A 2913-nucleotide genomic window follows, 5' to 3' on the forward strand; every position below is an offset into this window, starting at 1 on the left:
TGGAGATTTTTAGTATTCGACACTTTAATTCAATTTTAGTACAAAAGTACAGCTAAAAAATAATTTTACAACTGTATGAATAATACATTGATTTTCAATCATTTTTTTTATAATTTTAATGTGCAGTAATTTATTTAGAAAAAACAAAAATAAATAAGTTAAATTTTGTTAAAAAAGGGCTAATTACTCGTTAAAAAGCTAAAATTGGATTACCTTTATAATTTAGAATAATCTTGCGTATGATAAACGTCTACTTGCGAACTTTTGTTGTATCTATTGTCTTAACCTTGTTGGTTGGGTCAAATAGCTATGCATACAAATTTTCTCTTGTTCCAAGACCGGATTCTACCAAAGCAAAGCAAAAGGTATCTACTAAAATTACTGATACAAGGCTAAATAAACCAGCCTATCTAAAAAATGGTGTAAAAGTTAATTTTATTCCATTCAACCCAGTTAAAGATAGTTTCTTTGGAAACACAAAAATAATGGGAGCCTCAAAAGCATCTTTCAATGATAAGGTTCTAAATAATGTTAAAGTTTACCCTAATCCAATTTCTGATCAATTAAACTTGAGCTTTACTGTTAACAAAGAGTCTACAGTTACGGTAAAAATCATGGATGTACTTGGGAATGAGATTACTACTCTTTTATCCGAACGTATTGCCGCCGGCGACCAAAATAAACCTTTTCAAATTGCTTCTAGAATAACCAGTGGTTTCTACTTTATTCGTGTAAGTGTTGGCTCTGAAGTGATCACAAAAAGAATATCTGTACTTTAATTAATATTTCATCTTCTTTTTGTTGCGTATTTTTATATTCGCAGTATGAAAATAATTGCTATTGGCCGTAACTACGCCGAACATGCCAAAGAATTAAACAATCCTGTACCAAGCGTGCCCGTGATCTTCATGAAACCCGACACGGCAATCTTAAAGGATAACAAACCTTTTTACCATCCTGAGTTTTCAAGTGATATTCATCATGAAATAGAGCTCGTACTTAAGATATCAAAAGAGGGAAAACACATCGCTGAAAAATTTGCAGGAAATTATTTTGAAGAAATTGGTTTAGGCATTGACTTTACTGCTCGAGATATTCAACAAAAGCATAAAGAAAAAGGACTTCCTTGGGAATTGGCAAAAGCATTCGACAACTCCGCACCCATCAGCAAATTTATACCAAAATCAAATTTCAAAGACTTAAACTCATTAAATATCAGGCTCGACCTCAATGGAAAGACCGTGCAAAGTGGAAATACAAAGGATTTGCTTTTTTCTTATGAATATATCATAGCCTTTGTTTCTAAATACATCACCCTGAAAAAAGGAGACCTCATATTTACAGGGACCCCACAAGGTGTTGGTAAAGTTACTATTGGTGATCATTTGGCAGGCTATTTGGAAAATGAAAAATTGTTGGATTTTGACATCCGATAATATAAAAGATGATTAAACTAAGTCTAAGCATTCTATTTTTATTCATCTCCAATTTTGCTATCGGTCAGATTGATCAAAATAAATACCCTGAAAATTATTTTATTAAGCCAATTGATCTCCCTCTAATCATTTCGGGGAATTTTGGAGAAATACGATCGAATCATTTTCACTCGGGATTAGATTTTAAAACAAATCAAAGGGAAGGATACCCCGTTTACGCTGTTGCCGATGGATTTATATCAAGGATTAGAGTGCAGATTGGTGGTGGTGGAAATGCGCTATATGTAAACCATCCTAATGGCTTCACTTCTGTTTTTATGCATCTACGAAATTTTAACGAAGGCATAAGCCAAGTTTTAAAATCACACCAATATAAAAACGAGAAATTCGATGTCGATTTTCCGCTGCTAGCACAAGAAATCCCAGTTAAAAAAGGTGAAATAATTGCCTACACTGGAAATACAGGAAGCTCTGGCGGTCCGCACCTCCATTTTGAGCTCCGCAATACCCAAACTGAAGAAACAATTAATCCTCAATTATTCGGTTTACGAATTCCCGATAAACTTAAACCTTCTATTTCGGGTATTTACCTCTATCACACGAATGAGAAACCATTCAGTGAACACACAGCAAAGCAATTTTATCCGGTGAGTGGATCAGGAGGGAAATATCAACTAGCATCACAAAGCATCATCAAAATGGGTGGTGAATCCGGATTTGGAATTGTCACATCCGATAAAAACTCAGCCTCAGACAATATAAATGGCCCATATTCAATTGACCTTTACGTTGATGAACAATTAATATACTCCTCTGTATGGGAAAAATTCTCTTTTGAACATTCTCGTGGCATTAATTCTCATATCGATTATCGGGAATTAATGTTAACTGGAAAAAAAATACAAAAAAGCTTTGTCGAGCCCGGAAATAATTTAACGATTTATAAATCATTAATTAACTCCGGTTTATTGAACATTAGCGATCAAAACATCCATACTGGAAAATATATTGTTCGGGATATCGCAGGAAATGAAAGTGAATTGAATTTCAAACTCAAATTCGATCCAAGTCAGACAAGAATAGAAAAACAGGCTCTCGGCAAAAAATTTGCTTTTAACCAAATTAACAAATTTGATACTACGGGACTAAGTCTAAACATGCCTTTAAAGACTTTGTTTAGCAACCTTGATTTTGTTTATAGCACATCCGCAAAGCCTATGGGCGCATACTCCCCTATTCATCACATTCACAATAGATTAACTCCTCTAAATGGTTCATACCAATTATCTATAAAAGTAGATGATAACCTTCCTATGCACTTAAAAAGCAAGACTTTACTTGTTAACACACGTAAAAGTGCTATGGGTGGGAATTATGAAAATGGTTATGTGAAAGCTGAACTTAAAACCTTTGATAGTTTTTATGTGACCCTTGACACAATCGCTCCTAAAATTATTCCTGTAAATATCAGCAATGG

At 33.8% G+C, this 2913-nt stretch carries 3 protein-coding genes; all 3 read left to right on the top strand.

Annotation, left to right across the window (positions count from 1 at the left end):
- Positions 1-239: 239 nt before the first annotated feature.
- Positions 240-779: a T9SS type A sorting domain-containing protein gene (locus ACILQF_RS12355; protein ID WP_395627707.1), complete on the top strand. Its 540-nt coding sequence runs from the start codon at positions 240-242 to the stop codon at positions 777-779.
- A 45-nt stretch (positions 780-824) separates the two neighbouring features.
- Positions 825-1436 carry a fumarylacetoacetate hydrolase family protein gene (locus ACILQF_RS12360; protein ID WP_395627708.1) on the top strand — a complete coding sequence of 204 codons (612 nt, stop codon included), beginning with the start codon at positions 825-827 and terminating at the stop codon, positions 1434-1436.
- A gap of 8 nt (positions 1437-1444) precedes the next feature.
- Positions 1445-2913, top strand: a 1469-nt coding sequence (locus ACILQF_RS12365) for a M23 family metallopeptidase (protein ID WP_395627709.1), incomplete at its 3' end; no start/stop codon positions are given.

Origin of the sequence: Daejeonella sp., from assembly GCF_044232565.1 — a bacterium.
Lineage (GTDB): Bacteria > Bacteroidota > Bacteroidia > Sphingobacteriales > Sphingobacteriaceae > Daejeonella.

Excerpts from the sequence above, each read along its gene's own strand:
- ACILQF_RS12355 (WP_395627707.1), top strand. The coding sequence starts at position 240 with ATGATAAACGTCTACTTGCGAACTTTTGTTGTATCTATTGTCTTAACC.
- ACILQF_RS12360 (WP_395627708.1), top strand. The coding sequence starts at position 825 with ATGAAAATAATTGCTATTGGCCGTAACTACGCCGAACATGCCAAAGAA.